Genomic DNA, 22665 nt, shown 5'->3' with positions numbered 1-22665 from the left:
GGGCAGCGCTGTCGGCTCGCACCGCCCCGACTATTTGGCGATCTCCAGCAGGGAGGAGACCAACAGCTCCCGCTCGTCTTTCGACAGCACATCGGAATCGAAGAGGTTCATGCTGCGCAACCCCTCGATGGCGAGATAGCAGACCAGCAGCGATTTGAGGTCTGATGTTTCGCCCTTCAGCCGTTCGAAAAGCTGGCGCTTGAACGTCTTGATCGGCGTCATGAAATCGGGATCCTCGGCGATCGCCGAAAAGATCCAGGAGGCCGAGGGCTGCTTTTCCTCGCAGTCATTGGCCGACAGCCTGATGTAGACGGCGAGCGGGTTTTTACCCTCGCCATTGCGATTGGCGACTTCCAACGCCCGCTCGAATTCGCGCAGATAGTCCTCGACCAGCCCCTGCATCAATTTGGCCTTGGTCGGAAAATTGTAGAGCAGCCCGCCTTTCGACACGCCGGCGCGGCTGGCGACGGCCTCCAGCGAGAGGCTGCCGGGCCCGGTTTCCCGGGCAACATCTGCCGCCGCGGCGAGAATCTTCTCGCGCGAATTCGGTCGTTGGGCTCTCATGGCGCCTCCCTTGGCAAACTTAGGCCCAATTGACAAGACCGTCCAGACGGTACAGTAAGACCGCCGCTATTTGAAATCGGGGCCTGCAGTCGATATGTGTCCCGATGTCCGCGCTTTGCGCCGGATTTCGACTGAGGGGACTTCCTTGTTCAAGCGCATACTCCGTATCATTATCATCATTGCGGTCCTGGCCGTGCTCGTCATCGTGGTCGGCGGCATCGTCGGCTTCAACTTCCTGCGCGACAACGGCATCAAGCAGTATTTCGCCACCATGAAGCCGCCCGCGGCGACCGTGTCGACGACAATCGTCAAGCCATCGAGCTGGACGCCCGGCGTCGAGGCGATCGGCACCGTGCGGGCGGTGCGTGGTGTCGACCTGACGGTCGAGACCGCCGGCATCGTCAAGGAGATCCCCTTCCACGCCAACGAGAAAGTCGCGGCCAACGCGGTGCTGCTGCAACTTGACGACGCCGTCGAGCGCGCCGATCTCGACGCGCAGAAAGCGCAGGCCGCGCTCGATCAGGTGTCGCTGAACCGCGCCCTCGAACTGACAAAACGCGGCGTCGGCTCCGACTCGACACTGGACAGCGCGCGGGCGGCGGCGTCCGCTTCGGCGTCCCAGGTCACCAGGCTCCAGGCCGTGCTCGAGCAGAAGCAGCTGACGGCTCCCTTCGCCGGTACGGTCGGCATCCCGAAGATCGACCTCGGCCAGTATCTGTCGCCCGGCACTTCCGTTGTGACACTGCAGGATCTCGACACGATGCGGGCCGACTTCACGGTTCCCGAACAGGAGCTCCCGCTGCTCAAGATCGGCCAGACGGTTCGCTTGGGACTTGGTGGCGACGACAAGCCGTTTGCCGGCGCCATTCGCGGCATCGACCCCAAGATCGACCCGTCCAGCCGGCTGGTGAACATCCGGGCGGAGGTCGCCAACCCCGACGGCAAGCTGACCCCCGGCCAGTTCGTGCAGGTGCGTGTCGAACTGCCCGAGGAGCAGAACGTGCTGATGCTGCCACAGACGGCGCTGACCACCAGCCTCTACGGCGACTACGTCTTCGTCGTGCAACCGGCCAAACCGGCTGCGGCGGCGCCGGCCAAGCCGGAAGAAAAACCCGCTGCGGCTACCGACAAGGCGGCGGATGCCAAGCCAGCGGATGCCAAGCCGGCGGACGCGATGAAGCCGGCAACCGATGCCATGAAGCCGGCCGCTGAAGCGGCCAAGCCCGCGGCCGATGCGGCTAAACCTGCCGACCAGCCCGCTACCGATGCGGCCAAGCCGGCGGCGGAAGGCGACAAGCCAGCGCTGGTGTTGTCGCAGGTCTTCGTCAAGCCCGGTCGCCGCAACCAGGGCATGGTCGAGATCGTCGAAGGGCTGAAGGCAGGCGACGAGATCGTCACCGCGGGCCAGAACCGCCTCTTCAACGGCATGTCCGTCAACGTCGACAACACCATCGACCCGACCAAATCGGCGAACAAGCAGGCCGACCAGCAATGAGCTTTTCCGATCTCTTTATTCGCCGGCCCGTCCTTTCGACGGTCCTTGCCTGCATGATCCTGCTGCTCGGGTTCCAGGGCATCTTCAACCTGTCGATCCGGCAGTATCCGAAGGTTGATGAAACGGCGATCACCATCACGACCGCCTATCCGGGTGCCAGCGCCGACCTGATCCAGGGCTTCATTTCCGCCCCGATCGCACGCGCCGTCGCCTCGACCGAAAACATCGACTACGTCACCTCGTCCAGCCGTCCGTCGTCCAGCACCGTGACGGTGCAGATGAAGCTCGGCTCCAACCCCGACGTGGCGCTGACCGAAGTGCTGTCCAAGGTCCAGGGCGTGCGCGGCACCTTGCCGGACGCGTCCAAGGACCCGGTCATCGTCAAGGGCACCGGCCAGCAGTTCGCGATGATGTACATCTCGATGCAGAATCCGAACATGACGAAGGAGCAGCTGACCGAGTATATCGAGCGCGTCATCAGGCCCCGCATGTCGACGGTCGAAGGTGTCGCCGATGTGCAGATCTTCGGCGCCCAGGAATATTCGATGCGCGTTTGGATCGACCCGGTCCGGCTTGCCGCGCGCGGGGTGACGGCAGCCGAAGTGCTGGCAGCGATCAACAACTCCAACTTCCTGTCTGCGCCCGGAAACACCCAGAACGAATATGTCGTCTCGTCGATTACCGTGCGCTCGACGCTGCAGACGCCGGAAGCCTTCGCCGAATTGCCGCTGCGCTCGACCGACGGCAATGTCGTGCGGCTGCGTGACGTGGCCCGCGTCGAACTCGGCGCCGAGAACACCGACACCAGGGTCTCCTTCAACGGCAAGCCCGGCACCTTCCTCGCCATCTTCCCGACCCCGGCGGCCAACCCGCTGACCACAGCGGCCGCGCTCACCAAGCTTGTGCCGCAGATCCAGGAAACGCTGCCGAAAGGCATGACGATCGAGGTCGTCTACGACGCCACCGGGCAGATCAGCGCCTCGATCGACGAGGTGTTCAAGACCATCGCCGAGGCGGTCGCCATCGTGGTCGTCGTCATCCTTCTGTTCCTTGGCTCTTTCCGTTCGGTGATGATGCCGATCATCACCATCCCGCTGTCGCTGGTCGGCGTCTGTTTCCTTCTGTTCGCGGTCGGCTATTCGATCAATCTTCTGTCGCTGCTGGCCATGGTGCTGGCAATCGGCCTTGTCGTCGACGACGCCATCGTGGTGGTGGAAAACATCCACCGCCACATGGAAGAAGACCACATGACGCCCATGCAAGCGGCGTTCAGCGGCATGCGCGAAATCGCCTCCGCAATCGTCGCCATGACCATGACGCTGGCCGCCGTGTTCGCGCCGCTGGCCTTCACCGGTGGCTTGACCGGTGCGCTGTTCCGCGAGTTCGCGGTGACGCTCGCCGGCTCGGTGGTGCTGTCGGGCGTCATCGCCATCACCATCACCCCGATGATGTCGGCGCGCCTCTTGAAGCCCGGCAACGCCGGCCGGTTCCAGCGCATCGTCGACGGCGTTTTCTCGCGGGTCGAGCATGTCTACGAGCGCGCCGTCACCGGTTCGCTGAACTATCGCCCGCTGACGCTGCTCATCGTGCTGGCGCTTGTCGGCGTGACCGGCTTCATGTTCACCAAGACCTCGACCGAACTGGCGCCGGAAGAAGACCAGGGCTTCCTGCTCTCGCTCGTGACCGCGCCGGCCTATGCGACATCCGATTACACCGAGACCTACGTCAACCAGATTCTCGGCCTGGTGAGGGACATTCCCGAAACACGGGCGCAGTTCTCCGCCGTGGCCTTCGGTGGCACGACAAACAGCGCTTTCGTCGGCTTTGCCTTCAAGGATTGGGCTGACCGCAAGCGCAATTCCAAGGAGCTGCAGGCCGACATCACGGCTCGTATCAACAAGGTCGCGGGTGTCCAGGCCTTCGTCTTCGCCCCGCCGACGCTGCCGGGCTCCGGCGGCGGCCTGCCGATCGCCATGGTGGTGCGCTCGACCGGCGATTCCTCGGAAGTGTACCAGCAAGCCGAGCAGATCAAGAACAAGGCACAGGCCTCGGGCCGCTTCATCGTCGTGCAGAACTCGATGTCTTATGATTCGCCGCAGGTGACGGTCACCATCGACCGCGATCGCGCCGCCGCCCTCAACCTGCCTATCGCCGATATCGGCCGGACGCTGACGCTGCTTGTCGGCGGCGCCGAAGTGGCGCAATTCGACCGCGACTCCAACAGCTACGACATCATTCCGCAGGTGCCGCAGGAATTCCGCGACAACCCCGAAAAACTCGGCCAATACTTCGTGCGCAGCGTGACGGGCGAGATGGTGCCGCTGTCGGCCGTCGTGAAAATTTCGAACAATGCATCGCCGGCCGCGATCGAGCAGTTCAACCAGCTGAATTCATCGACGATTTCCGCGCTGCCATTGCCCGGCGTCACCACCGGCGATGGTTTGAAAGTGCTCGAGGACATCGCCAGGGAGAGCCTGCCCGACACCTTCTTCATCGACTATTCCGGCCAATCCCGGCAGGAGAAGGAGCAGGGCAACACGATCCTGATCGCCTTCGGGGCCGCCGTCATCGTCATCTATCTGGTGCTGGCGGCGCAGTTTGAAAGCTTCCGCGACCCGTTGATCATCATGATGGCGGTGCCGCTGTCGATCTTCGGCGCCATAGTGCCGCTCAATCTGGGCCTCGGCACGCTCAACATCTACACCCAGGTCGGCCTGATCACGCTGATCGGCCTGATCACCAAGCACGGCATCCTGCTGGTTGAGTTCGCCAACCAGCAGCGCGAAATCCACGGCATGCGACGGCGTGATGCCATCATCGCCTCGGCCAAGGTGCGCCTGCGGCCGATCCTGATGACGACGGCGGCGATGGCGCTCGGCGTGGTGCCGCTGATCACGTCCAGCGGTGCCGGTGCCGCGGCCCGCTATTCGATGGGCCTCGTCATCTTCACCGGCATCCTCGTCGGCACCATGTTCACGCTCTTCGTCGTGCCCATGTTCTACACCTTCATCGCCAGCAAGGACCTGCCGCATCTGGCGGAAAAGCCGGATCCGAAGCTGATGCCGGCCCTGCCGGACTGATAGAAAAGCCGAAGAACAAAAAAGAGGCCGGAAAAATCCCCGGCCTCTTTTTTTGGCTGTGCTCAAACCGCCGGTTTGAGCGGGCTCAATATCACCGGTTTGAGCGAGCTCGATACCGCGGACATTTCCGGCGGGAGCCTGAACACGGGCACGGCGGTAAACCGGCCCGCTTCTTCAGCCTGCTACTTGACGATGACGATGCTGGTGTTGGCGGCCCCGAAGGTCTCGACCAGCTGGTAGAAATCGGCGGCATTGTCCGGGTGTAGCCGCACGCAGCCATGCGAGGCCGGCTGCCCGAGACGCTTGATGGCATAGGTGGCGTGGACCGCATAGCCGCCGCTGAAGAAGACCGAGTGCGGCATCGGCGCGTTGTCGTATTTCTTCGAATACCACATCTCATGCATGCGGGTCGGCTTGAACGAGCCGGTCGGAGTCACATGCGCCCTGTCACCGGTGGAGACCTTCCAGGCGAAAGTCGGCCGGCCATCGACCGAGATCTCCATGACCTGCTGCGAAAGCGAGACCCGCGCTACGATCTTGTTGGCGGCGTGAGCGGCGTTGGCGCCGAACAGAAGCGCGGCGCCGGTGAGCGTGGCGGCGGTGATGTTGATCAGCTTCGCGGTGATGGTGGTGTGCATGATGTCCCCTCTCTCTGCCGGTCTGGCCGGCTCCAATTCGATGGGGGGGCTTATCGGCTCCGCATGTTTCGGAGAGATTTCGCGAAATGCTCGTTTGTGTTTCGAATCTGTTTCCTCTGGTTAACGGCCCAAGTCACCGGGTGACGCGATCGCTGTCGCCGAACGAGCGTGCAAATCCGCACATAGGTATTCAGCCCGAAACGAAAGTTCGAACTTCCCTTAATGAAAGGATAGAGCCGATTTCCCGAAACCAATCTGCAACAAAGCGCGGCTTCAAGCGGCATGAAGCCGATACAGCTGGCCGGCAAGGTTGACGTAACGAAAGCAGACGGCAACGGCCACGGGAACGAAAGCGAACACGCAGTTCTGGTTCTTCAGGATCAGCATCACGGCAGCGGCCATAGGTAGTGTCGGCATTCTTGCCGGCGCCCCCGTGACAAGGCTGGCGATGAGTTCGAGCGAGATCTCTACCCCGCACGTCGCTCTGTTTTCTGCCTCGGTCTGGATTACCACCAGCGTGCGCATCGCCCGATTGAAGGCCCTCTGGCGGGTTGGCCTTCGGCTGCTGGCATTGCGCGGCCCCTCCGGCAACTTGCTGCCGAGAGGACCGAAGGCCCGCGCCGCTGCGGGGGGCTCCGTGGGCGGCGCGGGCACTTCGGGAGTTTCCCGAGGCGACCCGCGACACATTCAATTTTTTGAAGAATTGACATTCTGGGAGTCGGACGATGAAAACGAAATTCGCGGCCTCGGTGCTTTCCGCACTGCTTTATGCGCAGGGCCTGCTTGGCTTTGCCGCTCTTGCCACGGTGCTCCTCAAGGAGCGCGCCCAGGCAAACGAACTCGTCATGAGCAATGACATGCCATCGGGTCCGTCGCTGCTGGTGGCACGCTGAACTCCGGGAGCATCGGCGAACAGGAAAATCCGATGCTCGGCCAAACCGTCACCGAGAGTGCCCAGCAGTCAGTCGGCGAATTGACGCGGCGGATCGAACCGGTAGCCGGCGCCACGGATGGTGGTGATGGTTTCGGTGTCGAGCTTGCGGCGCAGCCGCACGATGCGCGAATCGATCGAACGGTCGAAGGCGTCGGCGTTTTCGGCCGGCGCCGCCGCGATGATGTCGTCGCGCGTCAGCACCTTGCGCGGACTGGCCAGGAACAGCCTGAGCAGCGCCACCTGGCCGGGCGACAGCTGCTCTTCGGTGCCGGAGCGATGCATGACCATCGCCGACCTCAAGTCGACGGTCGCGTTCTCCAGCACGATCAGTTCCTGGTTGCCCCTGCCGCGTCGCGAAAGCAGGCCGCCGACACGGGCGGCGAGTTCCCTCACATTGAGCGGGCTCTCGACGACGTCGGCAGCGCCAAGCTCGAGCGCCAGCACCTTGTCGACGAGGTCGGCCGGCCGGCAGATCAGGATGAAATCCGGTCCGTCCTCGCCGCCATTCCCTTGGCCGCCGTAACGCCGCAGCAGATCCCGGCCATCCGCCTGGCTGAGGCTGTCGCCGACAACGACGACATCGACGCCCTTCCCCGACAGCAACGATTCGGCTTCCCAGGGCTGCCGCGCTTGACGCACGTCATGGCCACGCCGCTCGAGATGATCGGCAAGTTCGGTCGCAATCACGTCGGCGACGGAAACAAGCGCAATGACGGCTCGTGGGGCCATATTCTCCAACCGTTCCCTGGCAACCGGATATGAGTGCTGGACATCATGTTTATACCCAATCTACTTTCCACTGAAAGTGGGAGCGAGAGCATCGTGCGGGCAAGAATTGTCATCGTCGAGGACGAGCCCGACCTGAGGGACGCGGTCGCCGAGTATCTCGGCGCCGCCGGCTATGACGTTACGACCGCGGAAACCGCGGCCGCGGCCCGCATCCTGATCGAGACGCAGCCCTTCCATCTAGCCATCCTCGACATCGCCATGCCGGGCGAGGACGGACTGTCGCTCGGCCGCTGGCTGCGCTCGAGAATGCCGATCGGCATCATCTACGCGACCGCCGCAGGCACCGCGCTCGACCGCATCGTCGGGCTGGAGCTCGGCGCCGACGACTATATCGTCAAGCCATACGAGCTGCGCGAAGTGCTGGCGCGGGTGCGCAGCGTGCTGCGCCGTGTTCCGCAGCCGTCGGAACTGCTGGACAGGAAAGCCAGGACGGATCGCCGCTCCGTTGCCTTCGGCCCCTTCCAGGCCGATCTCGACGGCAGGCTGGTGACCGGCGCCAACGGCGCGGTGATCGACATGGCAAAGAGCGAATTCGACGTGCTCGAGGTTTTCCTGACGCGCGCCAACCGGCTGCTGACCCGCGCCGCGATTTCCGAGGCGATCGGCTTCACCGAGGATCCGGAATCATCGCGCGCGGTCGACATTCGCATCATGCGCCTGCGCAAGAAGATCGAGATCGACCCTGCCAACCCGAAATTCCTGCGGACGGTGCGCGGCGAAGGCTATATCTTCTCGCTGCCGACCGGCGACGGCAACTGAAAGCCAGGCCTACAGGTTTCAGGTTCGTAGCCGTGGCTCGCCGATCGATTGGGCCGATCGATTGGGCCGATCGAATTGGCAGGACCCTGGAATAACGGCTGACGATGACCGCTGAAACAGCAAGCACGGATATGCAAGGGCTCAGGCAGGGCGCGGCGATGGCGGCCGTGCGCGTGGTTCGCCGGCTGCGCGAGGCAGGCGACTGGCAGCGCGAAATGGACGGCATACTGGAGACGCTGTGCCGCGCCATCGAGTGCCAGCGCGGTATCCTGTTCCGCTTGCGCGAACTGCCCGGCCAAGGCTTTGCCCAGTCGGTCGCCGCCTACTGGATCGATCCCGACTTCGGCGGAGAGCTGGCGTCGCCGACCGTCATCATGCAGTCGATCGTCAATTCGGATCCGCTGCTGGAGCGGGTGGCCGAGGACGAACGCCAGGGCAAGATCTTCGCCGGACACACGCGCGATCTCGAGGGTTTCCTGAGGACCGACTTCGAAAAGCAGGACATCAAGTCGTTCCTGTCCGTGTCCGTCTTCGCGCATGGCCATCTGTGGGGCACGCTGGCCGTCAATGACTGCGCCGACGAGCGCGAATGGACCGACGAGGAGGAGGCGACGCTGCATATCATCGCGCTCGCTATCGGCGACGCCATCGAACACTCGCTCTCCGACGCCCATGCCAGCGAAGTGATCCGCCGCACGATGCTGCAGGCCTCGCTGGACGCCATCATCGTCATCGACGAAGCCGGATCGATCATCGAATTCAATCCGGCCGCCGAAAAGATGTTCGGCTTCCAACGCAGCGACATCCTCGGCAAGGACCTGCTCGACACCGTCGTGCCGGAATACTACCGCAAGGGCTATACGTCGGGCGCCGACTACATGTCGGGGCGCGGCGCGCCGATGGTCGGCCAGCGGCTGGAGACGGTGACGCAGAATGCCGCGGGCGAGGTGTTTCCGATCGAGTTGACGGCGACCGAGATGCGCGTCGGCGACCGTCGCCTGATCTTCGGCTCGATCCGCGACCTGCGCGACAGGCTGCGCGCCGAGGAGGAAATCAACCGGCAGCGCGAGAAGCTGCACCAGAACGAAAAGATGGCGGCGATGGGCTCGCTGCTGGCCGGCGTCTCGCACGAGCTCAACAACCCGCTGGCGGTGGTGGTCGCGCAATCGACGCTGCTGCACGAATTCGCTTCCGACCCCCAGACCAAGGTTCGTGCCGAGAAAGTCCGCGCCGCAGCCGAGCGCTGCGGGCGCATCGTCAAGAGCTTCCTGTCGATGGTCCGCCTTCATCCGGCGGCACAGGCCGAAACCGACCTCAACCAGGTGATCCGCGCCGCTCTCGAGGTCACCGCCTATGGCGCACGATCGAGCGGCATCATCATCGACACGGATTTCGCCGCCGGCCCGCTGCTGGCCATGGCCGATGCCGACCACGTGACGCAGGTGGCGGCGAATTTCCTCATCAACAGCCAGCATGCGCTGGCCGGTGTCGCCGGCGATCGGCTGATCAAGGTACGGACGTTCCGCGGCGACCTGGGCAAACCCGGCTTTTCGGTCGAGGACAACGGGCCCGGTGTGCCCGAAGCGATCCGCTCCCGCATCTTCGAATCCTATTTCACCACCAAGCCGGTTGGGGTCGGCACCGGCATCGGCCTGTCGATCTCGAAGTCGATCATCGAGCGGCACAATGGCAATGTCTGGTTCGAGGAAGTGTTGCCGAGAGGCGCGCGTTTCGTCGTCCAACTGCCGGCCATTGAAGCCGGCATCGCTGCCGCCGGCGAGAACCAGCCGCGCTCGAGTGGCCTGCGCCATGCCCTGATCATCGACGACGAGCCTGACGTCGCCGGCTCGCTGTCCGACATCCTCGAATTGATGGGCATCAAGTCGCGGGTCGCGCTCGTCTGGGAATCGGGCGCCGCCACCTTGAGCGGCTACATGCCGCCGGACATCGTGTTTTCGGACCTGCGCATGCCTGGCATCAGCGGCATTGCCATCTATCGCGAACTGCTGGCCGAAAGGCCTGATCTGGCGCGGCGTTTCGTGCTGGTCACCGGCGACCTGATCGGTGCGAAAGCGGAGATCGAAGCCTTGCCGGCGCAGCAGCGGCCGCAGATCCTCGAAAAGCCGTTCAGCACGCTCGATGTGCGCAGCGTGCTGTCCGCCATTGCCGAACAGGCGACGGTCAAAGGATAAAAAGTGGCCCCCGGCGGATTGCGCCGCGGGAGCCGAATGGAGCGCTGGAGGAGCGCTCGGGGAGGTCAGGACACGATCCCGAGAGGGAACCGGTTCGGGATCATGCCTCGACGGAAATCAGAAAACGTTAGGCGTGTCGGTCAACGGTGCGGCGTTGGCGATCATGCGGATGGCGCGGTTCTTGTGCGTACCGGACTGCTGGGCAATGGCGCGCAGGCAATCCACGCTCTCGGCGCCCCAGGACTGGCCCTTGCAGGCGAAGTCGATTGCGCGCATCGGCAGGCGCGCGGTCTTGATGGTTGTCGGCGCGCCATCGATGGCGTTGGCCGGCGGGTTCAGCGAAGCGAAAGCCGGCCCGACCGTCGGCGTAAGCGCCATGCCGAGGAAGGCGCAAGCAGCCAGCCCCATGAACATGGCCATCGGGTGGTCGCTGGCGCGTTGGCGTAACGCCAGTTTCGGGCGGCGGTCAGCGCGCTGTGGAGCCTCAAGGCGGTGGTCGCTGCTGATGGTCTCAACTTTCGCATACATTGCCTTCCCCTTCGCTGAGTTTCTTTTTAGTGATGAAACGAACCTAGCCGCACTTTGTAACGGCGCAAAGGTGACGCGAGCCTGCCAATGTAACCGAAACGAAACATGGTTCCGGGCAAAATCGGGCAAAAACGGTCACAACGCAGCCCGCACGCTCGTCGGACAAAGGTTCGCGCCGCCGGTTTCGGGCCCGATCCGTTCCAGAGCGCCGCTGCAGCGCGGGCAGAGCCGGCGAGCGCCGAGGCCATTTTGATCCCTCGCAACAAGCCTTGTTCGTCCTTCGGCACGCCATGCGGAATCGAGCCGGGACAGCACCTTGGAAACCGTGACTAACGCCCGGATTCTCCGGGATTTTCCCGGCCAACAGCCCGATCGGATTCAACCGGAAACGGCGCTCGAATTTCAGTGAAAAATCAGGACGATTTTCGCAAGCCATTGCATTTCAATGAAAAATATGCTTTTATTGAATGATTATTCAACAAAAAGAAGAGACTTTTTATGAACCCGCACCTCCGTGACGTGGCGATCCCCAACGATTGGGACCGGCGGGGACTACCGGGCTGGAGTTACCATTCCGATGCCCTTCTCGAGCTTGAGAAGGAGCATGTCTTTCGCAACCACTGGCAGATCGTCGGACATGTCTCCGACGTACCCAACGCCGGCGACTATCTGACCATGGACGTGGTCGGCGAGCGTGCCTTGATCGTGCGCGGCAAGGATGGCGTGGTGCGCGGCTTCAACAACATGTGCCGCCATCGCGGCAGCCGCGTCGTCGCCGACAGCCAGGGCAATTGCAAGAACGCGCTGGTGTGCCCGTTCCATGGCTGGGTCTACAATCTCGACGGCACGCTGCGCGGCGCCGCGCGCCCGCGCTCTTTCCCCGATCTCGACAAGACCGAGTTCGGACTGATGCAGCTCGATCTCGAAATCTGGATGGGTTTCATCTTCATCCGTTTCCGCAATGGCGGGCCGCAGCCTTCGGTCGCCGAACTGATGAAGCCGATCGAGCCCGAATTCGCGCACTACAAGGCCGCCGACATGGTGCCCTCCTGGGGCATCTGGAACCAGAAGACGCCGGTCAACTGGAAGTCGGTGCGCGATGTCGACAATGAAGGCTATCATGTCGCCATGGCCCATCCTGCCCTGCAGGATCTATATGGCGCGACCTATTTCGACGAGCCGTTCATCAACGGCGTGTCGCGCTCCTTCGCCACCTACAACCCGCATGCCGGCCGCCGCTGGAGCGTCCGGAACTACGTCAAGATCGCGCCCGAGCCGACGCATCTGCCCGACTATCTGAAGAAGGCCTGGGTCTATTACGGCATCTTCCCCAATGCGGTCATCTCGGTGATGCCGGAATCGGTGCAGTTCTATCAGGAGTTTCCGCTGTCGACCGGGCAGACGCTGCTGCGCGGCGCCATCTACCGCTATCGCGACGAGAGCCGCGAGCAGGCCGCCGCCCGCTACCTCTCCTTCCGCATCGACCGCGACACGATGTCGGAAGACGTGCAGTTGTCGGTGTGGTCGAACGAATCCATGCTGTCCGAAGCCTTCGAGGGGTTTTACCTCTCCGACCTCGAATATGGCGTGCGCACCCACCACGACCACCTGCGCAAGATGCTGCCGGTGCTGGGCCTGGAGACAGCGCCGGAGGAGAAGGACATGTGGAACTTGAACGACGCGCTGCGGTCGCGGTCGTAAGATGCTGACCGCGAAGCGAGCGTCCCTCTCGCCCGGTCTACGGGAAGGGGATGCCGGCAGGCAGGTGAAGGGCAGCCTTGCGGAATTGCATCGGGCAGGCAACGAGATGCGAATGCGAACAATCGCCAACGCTGGCGCCGCCTCTCATCCGCCTGCCGGCACCCTCGCCCCGTGAAACGGGGAGAAGGGACAAGCTTCACCCCCGCCACACGCCCTCTTTCCTGAGATCGTCCATGGTGCGCGAAATGCCTTCGCGCAGGATGCCGACCACGTCGTCGATCTGCTCTCGCGAAATGATCAGCGGCGGCGACATCACGCACATATTGATCAGCGGCCGCACTAGGAGGCCGAGCTCGTGGCAATGCGCGTCGATGCGTTTGCCGACGTCCTTGTCGAGCTGCAGCGGATCCTTGCTTTCGCGGTCGGCGACGCATTCGACACAGCCCATCAGCCCGACGCCTCTCACCTCGCCGACCAGCGGCAGCTCTTCCAGCGTCTTCAGCTGCGCCTGGAAATAGGGCGCGACCGCCTGCGTGTGCGCAAGCACGCCCTGTTCCAGCAGGTCGAGGTTTTTCAGCGCCACGGCGCACCCGACGGGATGGCTGGTGTAGGTCAGGCCATGGCCGAACAAGGCGTCGGGATGGTTCGAGCGGCGCAGTTCCTCCAGCAGCCGCTCCGAAATGATGACGCCGCCGAGCGGGAAATATCCCGAGGTGACGCCCTTGGCGAAGGTGATCATGTCGGGATCGATGCCGAACACGTCGCCCGAGGCAAAGACATGGCCGAGCCGGCCGAAGCCCGTCACCACCTCGTCGGAGACATAGAGGATGTCGTTGTCGCGGCAGATCTCGCGGATGCGCTTGAGATAGCCGTCGGGCGGCACGACGACGCCGCCGGAGGCCTGCACCGGCTCGCCGACGAAAGCGCCGATCTTGTCGGCGCCGACGCGAGCGATGGTGTCGCGGAACTGGTCGACCAGGAAATCGGTGAAGGCGGCAAGGCTCATGCCGTGCGGGCGACGGAACGGATCTGGCGACGACAGCTTGATCACCAGTTCGTCGGCGCCATCCATCCAGTCGCGGTCGCGCGGGCGGCCGTTGAGCGAGGCCGACAGATAGGTCGAGCCGTGATAGGCGCCGCCTCGGCTCAGGATCAGCTTCTTTTCCGGCCGGCCGCGCACATTGTTGTAGAACTGCATGAAGCGCAGCGCAGTCTCGACGGCCGAAGAGCCGCCGGTGGTGTAGAAGACATGGCTGAGATCGCCAGGCGTATGGCCGGCGATACGCATGGCAAGCTCCGCCGACGGCGCGTTCATCGTGTACCACGGCGTGTTGTAAGACAGCGCCATCGCCTGGTCGTACATCACTCGGGCCAGCTCCTCGCGGCGGTGGCCGACATTGACGCACCACATGCCGGCAGGCCCATCGATCAGCCGCTTGCCGGTGCTGTCGGTAATGTAGATCCCATCGCCCTCGCCGATCAGCGCGCGCGCTTCGGCACCGACGGACCCGGCATACGGCCAAGGCTGGATGAGGTGGCGCTTGCCCAGTTCGATCGCATCATCGCCGCCATGCGCTGCCATTTCAGTCGCCTTCAGGTCTCTCACTGCCGCCATTGTCGCCTCCATACCGCCTATCAATCTTTTCTCGGACTTAAAATTCGGCGGCAAATGCCGGAAATGGCGGCTTTCTTCACCATATTTTGAATGTCCATTCAATCAATATCTCAGAAATAGCGCTTGATTTCAATCGGCGGATGCGCGCATGATGAAAGAAAGCCGGCAAGCTAGGAACGCGATCAGCAAAAGTGGTCACCGGTTTTGCGTCCGATCGCGCTCCAAAACCAAAAATGGGAACACAGCCGGCGCCAGCACAATGGGATGCCGCATGGCGGGACAGTCCAGGCCAGCAACCGAGATCACACCCGGAGTCCTGCCCTCCCGAGTCTGGCCCCGCGGAGTTTGGCAATGACGGCGGCCGCGGAAGGGTCGCCCCCGTTGCGCATGACGCGGGCCAGACGAAATGCCCTTCTGCAATCCGAACCCGTACAGGGCTTTGCCCTGATCAGCCCGACCTTTCTCTACGCGCTCATCCTGCTGGTCCTGCCGATCCTGGTGGTCATCGCCCACTCCTTCTGGACGCAGCACTACCTGACCATCGACCGCACCTTCACGCTGGAGAACTACCGCATCGCGCTGACCGAGCCGATCTATCGCGATCTGTTGTGGCGCTCGCTCTACATCTCGCTGACGGTCAGCCTGTTCACAGTCGTCCTGGCCTACCCGATCGCCTACTTCATTTCCTTCCATGGCGGCCGTCACAAGAGCCTCTGGCTATTCCTGATCACCATCCCGTTCTGGACCAGCTATCTCCTGCGCGTGATGTCGTGGAAGGTCATTCTCGGCTACAACGGCGTCCTGAATTCCGGCCTGATGGGTCTCGGCATCATCGACGAGCCGTCGACCGCGCTGCTCTACAACTCGAGCGCCGTCATCATCACGCTGACCCATGCCTGGGCGGCCTTCGCCATCCTGCCGATCTTCGTCTCGCTGGAAAAGGTCGACCGCACGCTGGTCGAGGCGGCGACCGACCTCGGCGACGGTCCGCTGCGTTCGTTCCTGCGCGTGACCTTGCCGCTGTCGGCGCCGGGCGTCATCTCGGCGGCGCTGATCGTCATGATCCCGACCGTCGGCGACTACGTCACGCCCAAGCTCGTCGGCGGCAAGGACGGCGTCATGATCGCCAACGCCATCCAGGCGCAGTTCGGCAAGGCTTCCAACTGGCCGCTGGGCGCCGCCCTTTCCGTCACCACCATGGTGATCGTGACGCTGATGGCCGGGGCCACGGTGCTGGTCATTCGCGCGCTGCAGAGGCTGGCACGATGACGGCGGTGCGGCGCTTCCTGTCCAGCGGCTGGCTGTCCGCCTATGCCTTCCTCTATGTCGTCTTCCTCTATCTGCCCGTGATCTTCCTGCCGATCTTCTCGATCAACACGGCCGCGACGCCGAAGTTTCCGCTCTCCGGCTTTACGCTCAAATGGTATGAGGACCTGCCCAACACCCCGGCCCTGCTCGACGCCGCCTGGAACAGCCTGAAGGTCGGCGTCTGCGCCTCGGTTCTCGCCACGGTGCTCGGCATTCTCGCCGCCCGCTCGATCACCCGCTACCGCTATCCCGGCCGCCGCACCATCAACGGCCTGATCATGGCGCCGCTGGTGCTGCCCGAAGTGATCGTCGCCATCTCGATGCTGCTGGTGATGCTGCAACTGGGTTTGAGCCTCTCGCTGTTCACCGTCGTGCTCGGCCACGTGCTGATCTGCATTCCCTATTCGATGACGGTGCTGACCTCCGGCTTCGAAGGCTTCGACCGCAGCCTGGAGGAAGCCTCCGCCGATCTCGGCGAAAGCGCCTTCGGCACCTTCCGTCGGGTGACGCTGCCGATGGTGGCGCCGGCCATCATCTCCAGCCTGCTGGTCTGCTTCACCATCTCGCTCGACGAGTTCATCATCGCCTTCTTCCTGACCGGCACCGAGGCGACGCTGCCGATCTATATCTGGGGCCAGTTGCGCTTCGCGGCGAAGCTGCCGGGCGTGCTGGCACTTGGGACGCTGCTACTGGTTGCCTCCTTCCTGCTGATGACAATCGCCGAAATCCTGCGTCGCCGTGCGGCCAGACGCACCCAGAACGAGGGAGGCCTTTATGCCTGAGCAGGCGCAGCGATCCATGATCGAGATCAAGAACGTCACCCGCAGCTACGGAGCGTTCAAGGCGCTGGACGATGCTTCGCTGACCATCAGGGAAGGCGAGTTCTTCTCGCTGCTCGGCCCTTCCGGCTGCGGCAAGACCACGCTGCTGCGCATGATCGCCGGCTTCGACAATCCGACCAGCGGTTCGATCGCGGTCGGCGGCCAGCCGATGGAAGGCATCCCGGCCAACCGCCGACCGACCAACATGGTGTTCCAGAGCTACGCGATCTTCCCGCATCTCAATGTCGAGCAGAACGTCGCATACGGGCTGAAGCGGCTGAGGCTGCAAGGCGGCGAGGAGAAGCGCCGCGTCGAGGAAGCGCTGGCGCAGGTGTCGCTGACCGGGCTCGGCAACCGGCTTGCCACCGAACTCTCCGGCGGCCAGCGGCAGCGCGTGGCGCTCGCCCGCGCGCTGGTGATGCGACCCAAGGTGCTCTTGCTCGACGAGCCGCTGTCGGCGCTCGACAAGAAGCTGCGCGAGCAGATGCAGGTCGAACTGCGCCGCCTGCAGCAGGCGGTCGGCATCACATTCGTGCTGGTCACCCACGACCAGTATGAGGCGCTCGCCATGTCCGACCGCATTGCCGTGATGTTCGGCGGCAGGATCGCCCAGGTCGCCTCGCCGAAGGAAATCTACCAGCGGCCGGTCAACCGCCAGGTCGCCGACTTCCTCGGCGGCATGAACTTCGTCAAGGCCGAGATCGTCGAGGAGAACGGCGCCTCGCTGGTCGTCGACACGCTGGGCTTCGGCCGCGTCAAGACCGACAAGCCGAAGGCTTTCGTGCGCAACGGCGGTGGCGCCACGCTGGGGATCCGGCCGGAGCGCCTGCGCGTGCTGTGGGACAATGCAACCGCGAAGTTCGAGGTCGCCGGCAAGGTGGTCGAGCGCCACTATTTCGGCGAGATCACCCATCTGATCGTCGAGATACCGGGCCTGGAAAAGCCGCTGTCGGTGACCGAAACCAACGATTTCGGCGCCGACGACATTCCGGTCGGCACTCCGATTCGCCTCGCCTACGACCCCGAGGCCCTGGTGGCGATGTCGGACTGAAGCGCGGCCGCGATCTTCCTGGCAGCGATGCGCCCCGCCACGATCGCGCCCTCGACATAGCCCGGAAATGACGGCGACAGTTCCGACGCGGCGAAATGCACCGGCGGCGCGCCGGCAAGGATCGTTCGCTCGGCGTGCCTCGCCGTCACGTCGACGACGAGATCGCTGTAGGCGCCGCCGCTCCAGCGGTCATGTGTCCAATCTCGCCAACTGAAATCGATGACGGCGCCGGCTTCCGGGCCGAGGGCTGCCTCCAGGCGGGCGGTGACTTCCGCGCGCAGCCTAGCCTCGCCGAGATCACGCCAGCGCAGCGCCAGCGGGCCGCCGATGAACACGACGAGCGCGGCGTGGTCGACATCCTTGCTGGCGTCGCAGGCAAACAGCCCCGGCAGGTCGCGCCACATCACCATGCCGCACAAGTCGCGATCACGCCAGAACGGCCTGGCATAGCGCACGAGCAGTTTGATCACCGCACCGCTTTCCCACACGCCAAGCGCCTTGTTGAGGGCCACCGGCAAGGCAGGCTCGAAATCGAGCTTCGCGGCCGTCGCCGGCGGCAGCGCGACCAGCACTTCTCGCGCCTCTATGGCGCCGCTGGCCGAGACGACACGAACCCCTTGCGGACCGTGCTCGACGCGCGTGACCGGCTCGCCGAGCCGCACCTGGCCGCCCAGATCGCCCGCCAGATCGTCGGCCAGCGATTGCATGGTGTCGCGCAGGAAATATTGCAGCTCCGGCACCTCGTTGGTGATGCGCCGGTCATTGTCGATCAGATGCCAGAGCGGCACATGGTCCAGCGCCAGGCACCACAGGCCTTCGATCATAGAACGGAAGGCCGCCCTGGCATCGGCCGGATCGGGCTGGCGGGCAAGCCAGTCGGCGACGGTCAGTCCGGCAATCGAGGCATCGTCCGGCTCGATCCTGTTCATGCGCTCGCGGATCGCCATCGCGCCATGATAGGTTCGCGCGGCCTCTTCGATCGACATCGACGGATGGGTGATGAAATCGCCATTCACGTAGGTTTCGACGAAGGCCTTGCCGCGCGCCGCGGCCAGCGACGTCACTTCCGGCATGTCTTCGCAGAAAAACTGTCCGCCACTGTCGATCCGTTCGCCAAGCCCATTGCCAACAGCTTCGACCCTGCCGCCGACACGGTCGCGTGCTTCCAGCAGCAGGAAATCGATGCCGGTCTTCTTCAGCTCGAGCGCTGCCGACAGGCCGGTGAAACCGGCGCCGACGATGACGACATCGGTGCTTTCCAAATCGTTCGTCAATAGCCGGCCTTGATCTTCTCGAACTCGGCGACCATGCGTTGCTTCAGTTCTGGCGCCACCGGCTGCTGGAACAGCGTCTTGTCGAGAAACTTGTCGAGATTGTCGAAGCCGCGGTCGGCCAGCACCTTGTGGTCGATCGCGGCCATGCCGGCGCCGTTGCCGTGGCCATAGCCGAAGGTCTTGACCAGATAGTCCGAAACAGCGGGAGCGTTGACCGCGTTCAGGAAATCATAGGCTTCATCCAGCTTGCCCGGCGCATCCTTCATCACAACATAGCCGCAGACCCAGGTCGAAATGCCTTCCTTGCTGTCGCGGTTCATGGCGATCGGCAAGCCTTGCCCCTTCAGCGTCACATAGGTCTCGTTCCAGCCCCAGACGAGATCGACCTCATTGCCGATGAAGGCCTGGTTGAGATCGGTGTCGTCGGTCCAGTAGAAGCGGATGTTCTTGTGCACATCGCGCAGGAAGGCGGACGCCTCCTGGAACTGGGCATCGGTCATCTTGGTCCAGTCCTTCAGCCCAATGACCAGGCTTGCCAGCGCATAGGCGTCGTCGACATTGTCGCCGATGGTGACGCGGCCCCTATACTTCGGGTCGGCGAAGATCCTGAGCGACTGCGCCTCGTCGGCCGTTACCTTGTCGGTGCGGTAGAGCAACGACGTGTTGCCCCAGTCGAAGGGCATGAACCAGGCCTTGCCATCGGCGGTGACGGCTAGATCCTTCATCGCCATGATGCCGGGATTGAGATCCTTCCAGCCCGCGATCCGGGAGGTGTCGAGCGGCTGCAGCATGCCGGCCTCGCGCCACTTGACCACGCTTTGCGAGCAGGGATGGGCGATGTCGGCCTTGAAGCCCGCCCGCATCTTCTCGAAGGCTTCGTCCTCGTCGCCGAAGAAGGCGAAGGTCGGCTCGGCGCCATATTTGGTCGTGTAGGCCGGGTGCAGCAGCGGGTCCTCATAGCCCGACCAGTCGAACACCACGAGATCGCCACCGCCTTCGCCGAAGGCATGGAGCGGACCGGCACCGATCATGCAGACAGTGGCAAGGGCAAGGGCAAGGCGGCGTAGCACTGACTTCATGGCAAACTCCCCCATCGCGAAAAAGCTACGGCGAGGTTAGGAGAATTCGGCTCTCTTGGCGAGCCCGTCCACCCGCCATCCCGGCGCGTGGACGGAGAGGCGAAACCGGCTCAGTAACCGGCTTTGATCTTCTCGAACTCAGCGATCATCTTGAGCTTGAGATCCGAGGGAACAGGCGACTGGAACAGGGTCTTGTCGATGAATTTCTGCACGTCGTCATAGCCCTTTTCCTTCAGGATCGCCTGATCGACGCCGGCCATGCCCTTGGCGTTGGCCTGGCCGTAACCCCAGTCCTTGACCAGCACCTTGGCTGTCTCAGGATCGTTGACGGCGTTCAGATAGTCATAGGCCTTGTCGATATTGCCGGGCGCATCCTTGAACAGCACATAGCCGCAGACCCAGGTCGAGATGCCCTCATTGGTGTCCTTCTTCGACTTGACCGGCACGCCGGCCGCGACCGACTGCACCGTCGCATCGTTCCAGGCCCAGGCGAGGTCGACCCCCCCGCCGCTCAGCAGTTGAACGACGTCGGTGGTGTCGGTCCAGTAGGAGCGCACGTTCTTGTGCACCTGGCGCAGGAAGTCGGACGCCTGCTTGAACTGGTCGTCCGTCATCTTGGTCCAGTCCTTGACACCGATGGCGAGGCTCGCCAGCGCATAGGCGTCATCGACATTGTCGCCGATCGACACCCGGCCCTTGAACTTCGGATCGGCAAACGCCTTCAGCGACTGGACGTCCTTCTCGTCGATCTTGGAGGAGTTGTAGGTCAGCTGCGTGTTGCCCCAGTCCCAGGGCATGAACCAAGCCTTGCCGTCATCGGTCGTGGCAAGGTTCTTCATCCCCATGATGCCGGGGTTGAGGTCCTTCCAGCCGGTGATCTTCGACGTGTCGAGCGGCTGCAGCAGGCCGGCCTCGCGCCATTTCGTCACGCTTTGCGAACAGGGATGGCCGAGATCGGCCTTGAAGCCGGAGCGCACCTTCTCGAAGGCCTCGTCCTCGTCGCCGAAAAAGGCGAAGGTGGGCGAATCGCCGTTCTTCTCGACATATTTCGGGTGGAAGCTGGGGTCTTCATAGCCGGACCAGTCGAATACGACCAGGTCCTTGTCGGCGGCGATCGCCAATGCGGCGGCCGAAGCCGCCAGCGTTCCCGCCAGCGCGAGCGTCAGTGTCAGGCGTCTCGTCAATGTCTTCATTGCTGTTCCATCCTCTGTGGTTTTCTTATGCTTTGGTCGCGCCTTTCAGCGGGTAGTGCTTCGGGAAAGCAGCCGACAGGAATTCGTTGGCCGCCAGCAGGGCGGTTTCGCGGGTGGTGTCCTCGGTCCCCATCATCAGCCGCAGCCACAGCCCCTCCAGCATGGCGCTGAGCGCCAGCGCCATCACCTGTGGCTCATAGCCATACGAGCCGCTCTGCTTGAGCGTCGTGCAGAGATCGATGAAGACCTGCTGGTAATAAGCATCGCGCGAACTGCTCAGCGCCTGGTAGGTCGGCCGCGACTTGGCCTCGCCCCAAAAGGCCAGCCAGGCGGCGAGCTTGCGCTTGTTGCAGATCGAGCGGTCGAAGTCGGCCCACACCAGTTGCTGCAGCTGCCGCGCCGGATCGTCGCCTGCCTTCTGCAGGGAGGCGCGCCAATGCGCCGAATACTCGTCATACATATGCTGCAGCGTCGCGATCAGCAGCTTTTCCTTGCTCTCGAAATGGAAGTTGACGATGCCGCGCGAGAGGCCCGCGCCATCGGCGACATCGGCCATCGTCGTCTCGGCATAGCCACGCTTGGCCAGCGAATCGATCGTCGCCTCGATCAGCTGCAGCCGACGGACCTCCTTCGAGGCCTTGCGGCCGCGCTTTTCGGCATCGCCCTTTGGCGCCGTTTCAGCGAGAATGTCCCTGGCTTCGGAAGTCTTCATGGATGTGACGGTCTCCAGCATTGCCGGCTATCCAACCGGCTTCCAACCGCGCAGATGAGTGGGACGGTGCTCGCCACTGTCAAGCACCTTCTGCATGGCTTCCCAGGTCCTGATATTCTTGTCGACATAGGCCGCGCCGACCGCGGCTGCGACCGGCGCATAGAGTGGTCCTTTCAGCCTTTCCAGCTCGCCGCGCGCCACCTCGCGATACCAGGGATTGCGGTCCGTGACGGTGACATCGGCAAAGCCCGCACCGCGCATCGCCTGCGCATAGCGCGCCGGCGATGCCATGGCGAAGGACAGGCCCTCGGCGGCGACATACGCCTTCATCTCGGGTGACGGTTCGCCGTCATGCCCAATCATCCAGTTGGAGGCCGCGAAGACACCGCCGGGCTTCAGCACGCGGAATATCTCGGCGAACAAGGCGTCCTTGTCAGCCACATGCAGCAGCGCGTCCTTGGAAAAGACGACATCGAAGGAGCGATCGGCGAAAGGCAGCGGTCCAGGTGGCGCCTGGAGAAAGCTGGCGCGATCCGTGAGCCCGCGCGCGGCAGCTCGCCGTCGGGCCGCCTCGATCACCGGCTGTTCGACATCGAAACCGGTGGCGTGCGCGGCGCCGTGGCGCTCGACCAGATGCAGCGTGATGCCGCCCGAGCCGCAGCCGATATCGAGGATCGTCCTGCCCTCAAGCGAAAGCCCCTCGATCACCCTGTCGACCTCCTCGGGTCCACCCGGCGACAGGTAACCATCGCCCCACAGCGCTTCGAGGAAGCGGATTGCGGTGTCGTCATACTCCGGCTCGGCATCTGCCGTTTCGATCATTCGATCCCCAATCGATGAATGCCCGTTTCGAACGTCGGCAAAGCGTAGCGCATGCCGAGGAAAACGCAACATCATTTGTTGAACATTCATTCAGTATGACTGGACAGAAT

General features: G+C 63.5%; 19 protein-coding genes and 1 pseudogene. 9 read left to right on the top strand and 11 right to left on the bottom strand.

The annotated features are described in order from the left end of the window. Positions 1-30: 30 nt before the first annotated feature. Entirely contained in the window at positions 31-564 is a 534-nt protein-coding gene (locus LB568_RS10215) for a TetR/AcrR family transcriptional regulator (RefSeq protein WP_023763787.1), read from the bottom strand. 145 nt (positions 565-709) lie between these two features. On the opposite strand from LB568_RS10215, the gene LB568_RS10210 reads away from it, so the two are divergent. Both LB568_RS10210 and LB568_RS10205 read left to right on the top strand, forming a co-directional pair. Next, entirely contained in the window at positions 710-2059 is a 1350-nt protein-coding gene (locus LB568_RS10210) for an efflux RND transporter periplasmic adaptor subunit (RefSeq protein ID WP_224730021.1), read from the top strand. After that, positions 2056-5139 (top strand): efflux RND transporter permease subunit, encoded by a 3084-nt coding sequence (locus LB568_RS10205; RefSeq protein WP_224730020.1) that lies wholly within the window; start codon positions 2056-2058, stop codon positions 5137-5139. The genes LB568_RS10210 and LB568_RS10205 overlap by 4 nt, the downstream gene beginning before the upstream one ends. A gap of 182 nt (positions 5140-5321) precedes the next feature. Here the strand turns inward: LB568_RS10205 and LB568_RS10200 are convergent, their stop codons facing one another. Then, the gene (locus LB568_RS10200; protein ID WP_023763784.1) at positions 5322-5777 is read right to left on the bottom strand and encodes a L,D-transpeptidase; all 456 of its coding nucleotides are present in this window, start codon (positions 5775-5777) and stop codon (positions 5322-5324) included. Positions 5778-6050: 273 nt separating this feature from the next. Then, positions 6051-6302, bottom strand: coding sequence for a hypothetical protein (locus LB568_RS10195; protein ID WP_224730019.1), 252 nt, complete (start codon positions 6300-6302; stop codon positions 6051-6053). A gap of 200 nt (positions 6303-6502) precedes the next feature. On the opposite strand from LB568_RS10195, the gene LB568_RS10190 reads away from it, so the two are divergent. Continuing rightward, positions 6503-6670, top strand: coding sequence for a hypothetical protein (locus LB568_RS10190; protein ID WP_013892699.1), 168 nt, complete (start codon positions 6503-6505; stop codon positions 6668-6670). A 68-nt stretch (positions 6671-6738) separates the two neighbouring features. Here the strand turns inward: LB568_RS10190 and LB568_RS10185 are convergent, their stop codons facing one another. Then, the gene (locus LB568_RS10185; RefSeq protein ID WP_023763781.1) at positions 6739-7440 is read right to left on the bottom strand and encodes a response regulator transcription factor; all 702 of its coding nucleotides are present in this window, start codon (positions 7438-7440) and stop codon (positions 6739-6741) included. A gap of 45 nt (positions 7441-7485) precedes the next feature. Here LB568_RS10185 and LB568_RS10180 point away from each other — a divergent pair, with 45 nt between their 5' ends. Further along, positions 7486-8259 (top strand): response regulator, encoded by a 774-nt coding sequence (locus LB568_RS10180; protein WP_224730018.1) that lies wholly within the window; start codon positions 7486-7488, stop codon positions 8257-8259. A 104-nt stretch (positions 8260-8363) separates the two neighbouring features. Further along, a complete protein-coding gene (locus LB568_RS10175) occupies positions 8364-10451 on the top strand; it encodes a PAS domain S-box protein (RefSeq protein ID WP_224730017.1) in 2088 nt (695 codons plus the stop codon). Positions 10452-10568: 117 nt separating this feature from the next. Here LB568_RS10175 and LB568_RS10170 read toward each other — a convergent pair whose 3' ends face one another. Beyond that, positions 10569-10979 carry a hypothetical protein gene (locus tag LB568_RS10170; protein ID WP_023776855.1) on the bottom strand — a complete coding sequence of 137 codons (411 nt, stop codon included), beginning with the start codon at positions 10977-10979 and terminating at the stop codon, positions 10569-10571. A 498-nt stretch (positions 10980-11477) separates the two neighbouring features. Here LB568_RS10170 and LB568_RS10165 point away from each other — a divergent pair, with 498 nt between their 5' ends. Further along, entirely contained in the window at positions 11478-12680 is a 1203-nt protein-coding gene (locus LB568_RS10165; RefSeq protein WP_224730016.1) for an aromatic ring-hydroxylating oxygenase subunit alpha, read from the top strand. A gap of 196 nt (positions 12681-12876) precedes the next feature. Here the strand turns inward: LB568_RS10165 and LB568_RS10160 are convergent, their stop codons facing one another. After that, positions 12877-14295, bottom strand: coding sequence for an aminotransferase (locus LB568_RS10160; RefSeq protein ID WP_224730015.1), 1419 nt, complete (start codon positions 14293-14295; stop codon positions 12877-12879). 351 nt (positions 14296-14646) lie between these two features. On the opposite strand from LB568_RS10160, the gene LB568_RS10155 reads away from it, so the two are divergent. Genes LB568_RS10155 through LB568_RS10145 form a run of 3 tightly spaced genes read left to right on the top strand, consistent with a single transcriptional unit; the run spans position 14647 to position 17475 of the window. After that, on the top strand, positions 14647-15564 hold the full coding sequence (locus LB568_RS10155; RefSeq protein WP_224730014.1) for an ABC transporter permease: 918 nt from the start codon (positions 14647-14649) through the stop codon (positions 15562-15564). After that, the gene (locus tag LB568_RS10150; protein ID WP_013892691.1) at positions 15561-16385 is read left to right on the top strand and encodes an ABC transporter permease; all 825 of its coding nucleotides are present in this window, start codon (positions 15561-15563) and stop codon (positions 16383-16385) included. Before LB568_RS10155 ends, LB568_RS10150 begins: the two co-directional genes overlap by 4 nt. 16 nt (positions 16386-16401) lie before the next feature. Continuing rightward, on the top strand, positions 16402-17475 hold the full coding sequence (locus LB568_RS10145; protein ID WP_224730106.1) for an ABC transporter ATP-binding protein: 1074 nt from the start codon (positions 16402-16404) through the stop codon (positions 17473-17475). Here the strand turns inward: LB568_RS10145 and LB568_RS10140 are convergent. The 5 genes and pseudogenes from LB568_RS10140 to LB568_RS10120 form a co-directional block, all read right to left on the bottom strand. Then, positions 17439-18752: pseudogene (locus LB568_RS10140) on the bottom strand (flavin monoamine oxidase family protein); the annotation flags it as partial. The gene LB568_RS10145 and the pseudogene LB568_RS10140 overlap by 37 nt on opposite strands. Then, a complete protein-coding gene (locus LB568_RS10135) occupies positions 18746-19828 on the bottom strand; it encodes an extracellular solute-binding protein (protein ID WP_224730012.1) in 1083 nt (360 codons plus the stop codon). The pseudogene LB568_RS10140 and the gene LB568_RS10135, both read right to left, overlap by 7 nt. A gap of 110 nt (positions 19829-19938) precedes the next feature. Further along, positions 19939-21021, bottom strand: a complete 1083-nt coding sequence (locus LB568_RS10130) for an ABC transporter substrate-binding protein (protein ID WP_224730011.1) — start codon at positions 21019-21021, stop codon at positions 19939-19941. Between the two features lie 25 nt (positions 21022-21046). After that, positions 21047-21754, bottom strand: a complete 708-nt coding sequence (betI, locus tag LB568_RS10125) for a transcriptional regulator BetI (protein WP_224730010.1) — start codon at positions 21752-21754, stop codon at positions 21047-21049. 6 nt (positions 21755-21760) lie between these two features. Next, positions 21761-22555 carry a methyltransferase domain-containing protein gene (locus LB568_RS10120; protein ID WP_224730009.1) on the bottom strand — a complete coding sequence of 265 codons (795 nt, stop codon included), beginning with the start codon at positions 22553-22555 and terminating at the stop codon, positions 21761-21763. Between the last annotated feature and the right edge of the window lie 110 nt (positions 22556-22665).

It is taken from the genome of Mesorhizobium sp. B263B2A (genome assembly GCF_020165775.1).
In the GTDB taxonomy this organism is placed as follows: Bacteria; Pseudomonadota; Alphaproteobacteria; order Rhizobiales; family Rhizobiaceae; genus Mesorhizobium; species Mesorhizobium opportunistum.
This window is presented reverse-complemented; position numbering and strand designations above follow the sequence as displayed.

What these genes read in the sequence shown, in the direction of transcription:
- LB568_RS10165 (WP_224730016.1), top strand. Translation starts at nt 11,478, where the DNA reads ATGAACCCGCACCTCCGTGACGTGGCGATCCCCAACGATTGGGACCGG.
- LB568_RS10175 (WP_224730017.1), top strand. Translation starts at nt 8,364, where the DNA reads ATGACCGCTGAAACAGCAAGCACGGATATGCAAGGGCTCAGGCAGGGC.
- LB568_RS10145 (WP_224730106.1), top strand. Translation starts at nt 16,402, where the DNA reads ATGATCGAGATCAAGAACGTCACCCGCAGCTACGGAGCGTTCAAGGCG.
- LB568_RS10200 (WP_023763784.1), bottom strand. Translation starts at nt 5,777, where the DNA reads ATGCACACCACCATCACCGCGAAGCTGATCAACATCACCGCCGCCACG.
- LB568_RS10155 (WP_224730014.1), top strand. Translation starts at nt 14,647, where the DNA reads ATGACGGCGGCCGCGGAAGGGTCGCCCCCGTTGCGCATGACGCGGGCC.
- LB568_RS10170 (WP_023776855.1), bottom strand. Translation starts at nt 10,979, where the DNA reads ATGTATGCGAAAGTTGAGACCATCAGCAGCGACCACCGCCTTGAGGCT.
- LB568_RS10180 (WP_224730018.1), top strand. Translation starts at nt 7,486, where the DNA reads ATGTTTATACCCAATCTACTTTCCACTGAAAGTGGGAGCGAGAGCATC.
- betI (WP_224730010.1), bottom strand. Translation starts at nt 21,754, where the DNA reads ATGCTGGAGACCGTCACATCCATGAAGACTTCCGAAGCCAGGGACATT.
- LB568_RS10135 (WP_224730012.1), bottom strand. Translation starts at nt 19,828, where the DNA reads ATGAAGTCAGTGCTACGCCGCCTTGCCCTTGCCCTTGCCACTGTCTGC.
- LB568_RS10205 (WP_224730020.1), top strand. Translation starts at nt 2,056, where the DNA reads ATGAGCTTTTCCGATCTCTTTATTCGCCGGCCCGTCCTTTCGACGGTC.
- LB568_RS10120 (WP_224730009.1), bottom strand. Translation starts at nt 22,555, where the DNA reads ATGATCGAAACGGCAGATGCCGAGCCGGAGTATGACGACACCGCAATC.
- LB568_RS10185 (WP_023763781.1), bottom strand. Translation starts at nt 7,440, where the DNA reads ATGGCCCCACGAGCCGTCATTGCGCTTGTTTCCGTCGCCGACGTGATT.
- LB568_RS10215 (WP_023763787.1), bottom strand. Translation starts at nt 564, where the DNA reads ATGAGAGCCCAACGACCGAATTCGCGCGAGAAGATTCTCGCCGCGGCG.
- LB568_RS10190 (WP_013892699.1), top strand. Translation starts at nt 6,503, where the DNA reads ATGAAAACGAAATTCGCGGCCTCGGTGCTTTCCGCACTGCTTTATGCG.
- LB568_RS10130 (WP_224730011.1), bottom strand. Translation starts at nt 21,021, where the DNA reads ATGAAGACATTGACGAGACGCCTGACACTGACGCTCGCGCTGGCGGGA.
- LB568_RS10160 (WP_224730015.1), bottom strand. Translation starts at nt 14,295, where the DNA reads ATGGCGGCAGTGAGAGACCTGAAGGCGACTGAAATGGCAGCGCATGGC.
- LB568_RS10195 (WP_224730019.1), bottom strand. Translation starts at nt 6,302, where the DNA reads ATGCGCACGCTGGTGGTAATCCAGACCGAGGCAGAAAACAGAGCGACG.
- LB568_RS10150 (WP_013892691.1), top strand. Translation starts at nt 15,561, where the DNA reads ATGACGGCGGTGCGGCGCTTCCTGTCCAGCGGCTGGCTGTCCGCCTAT.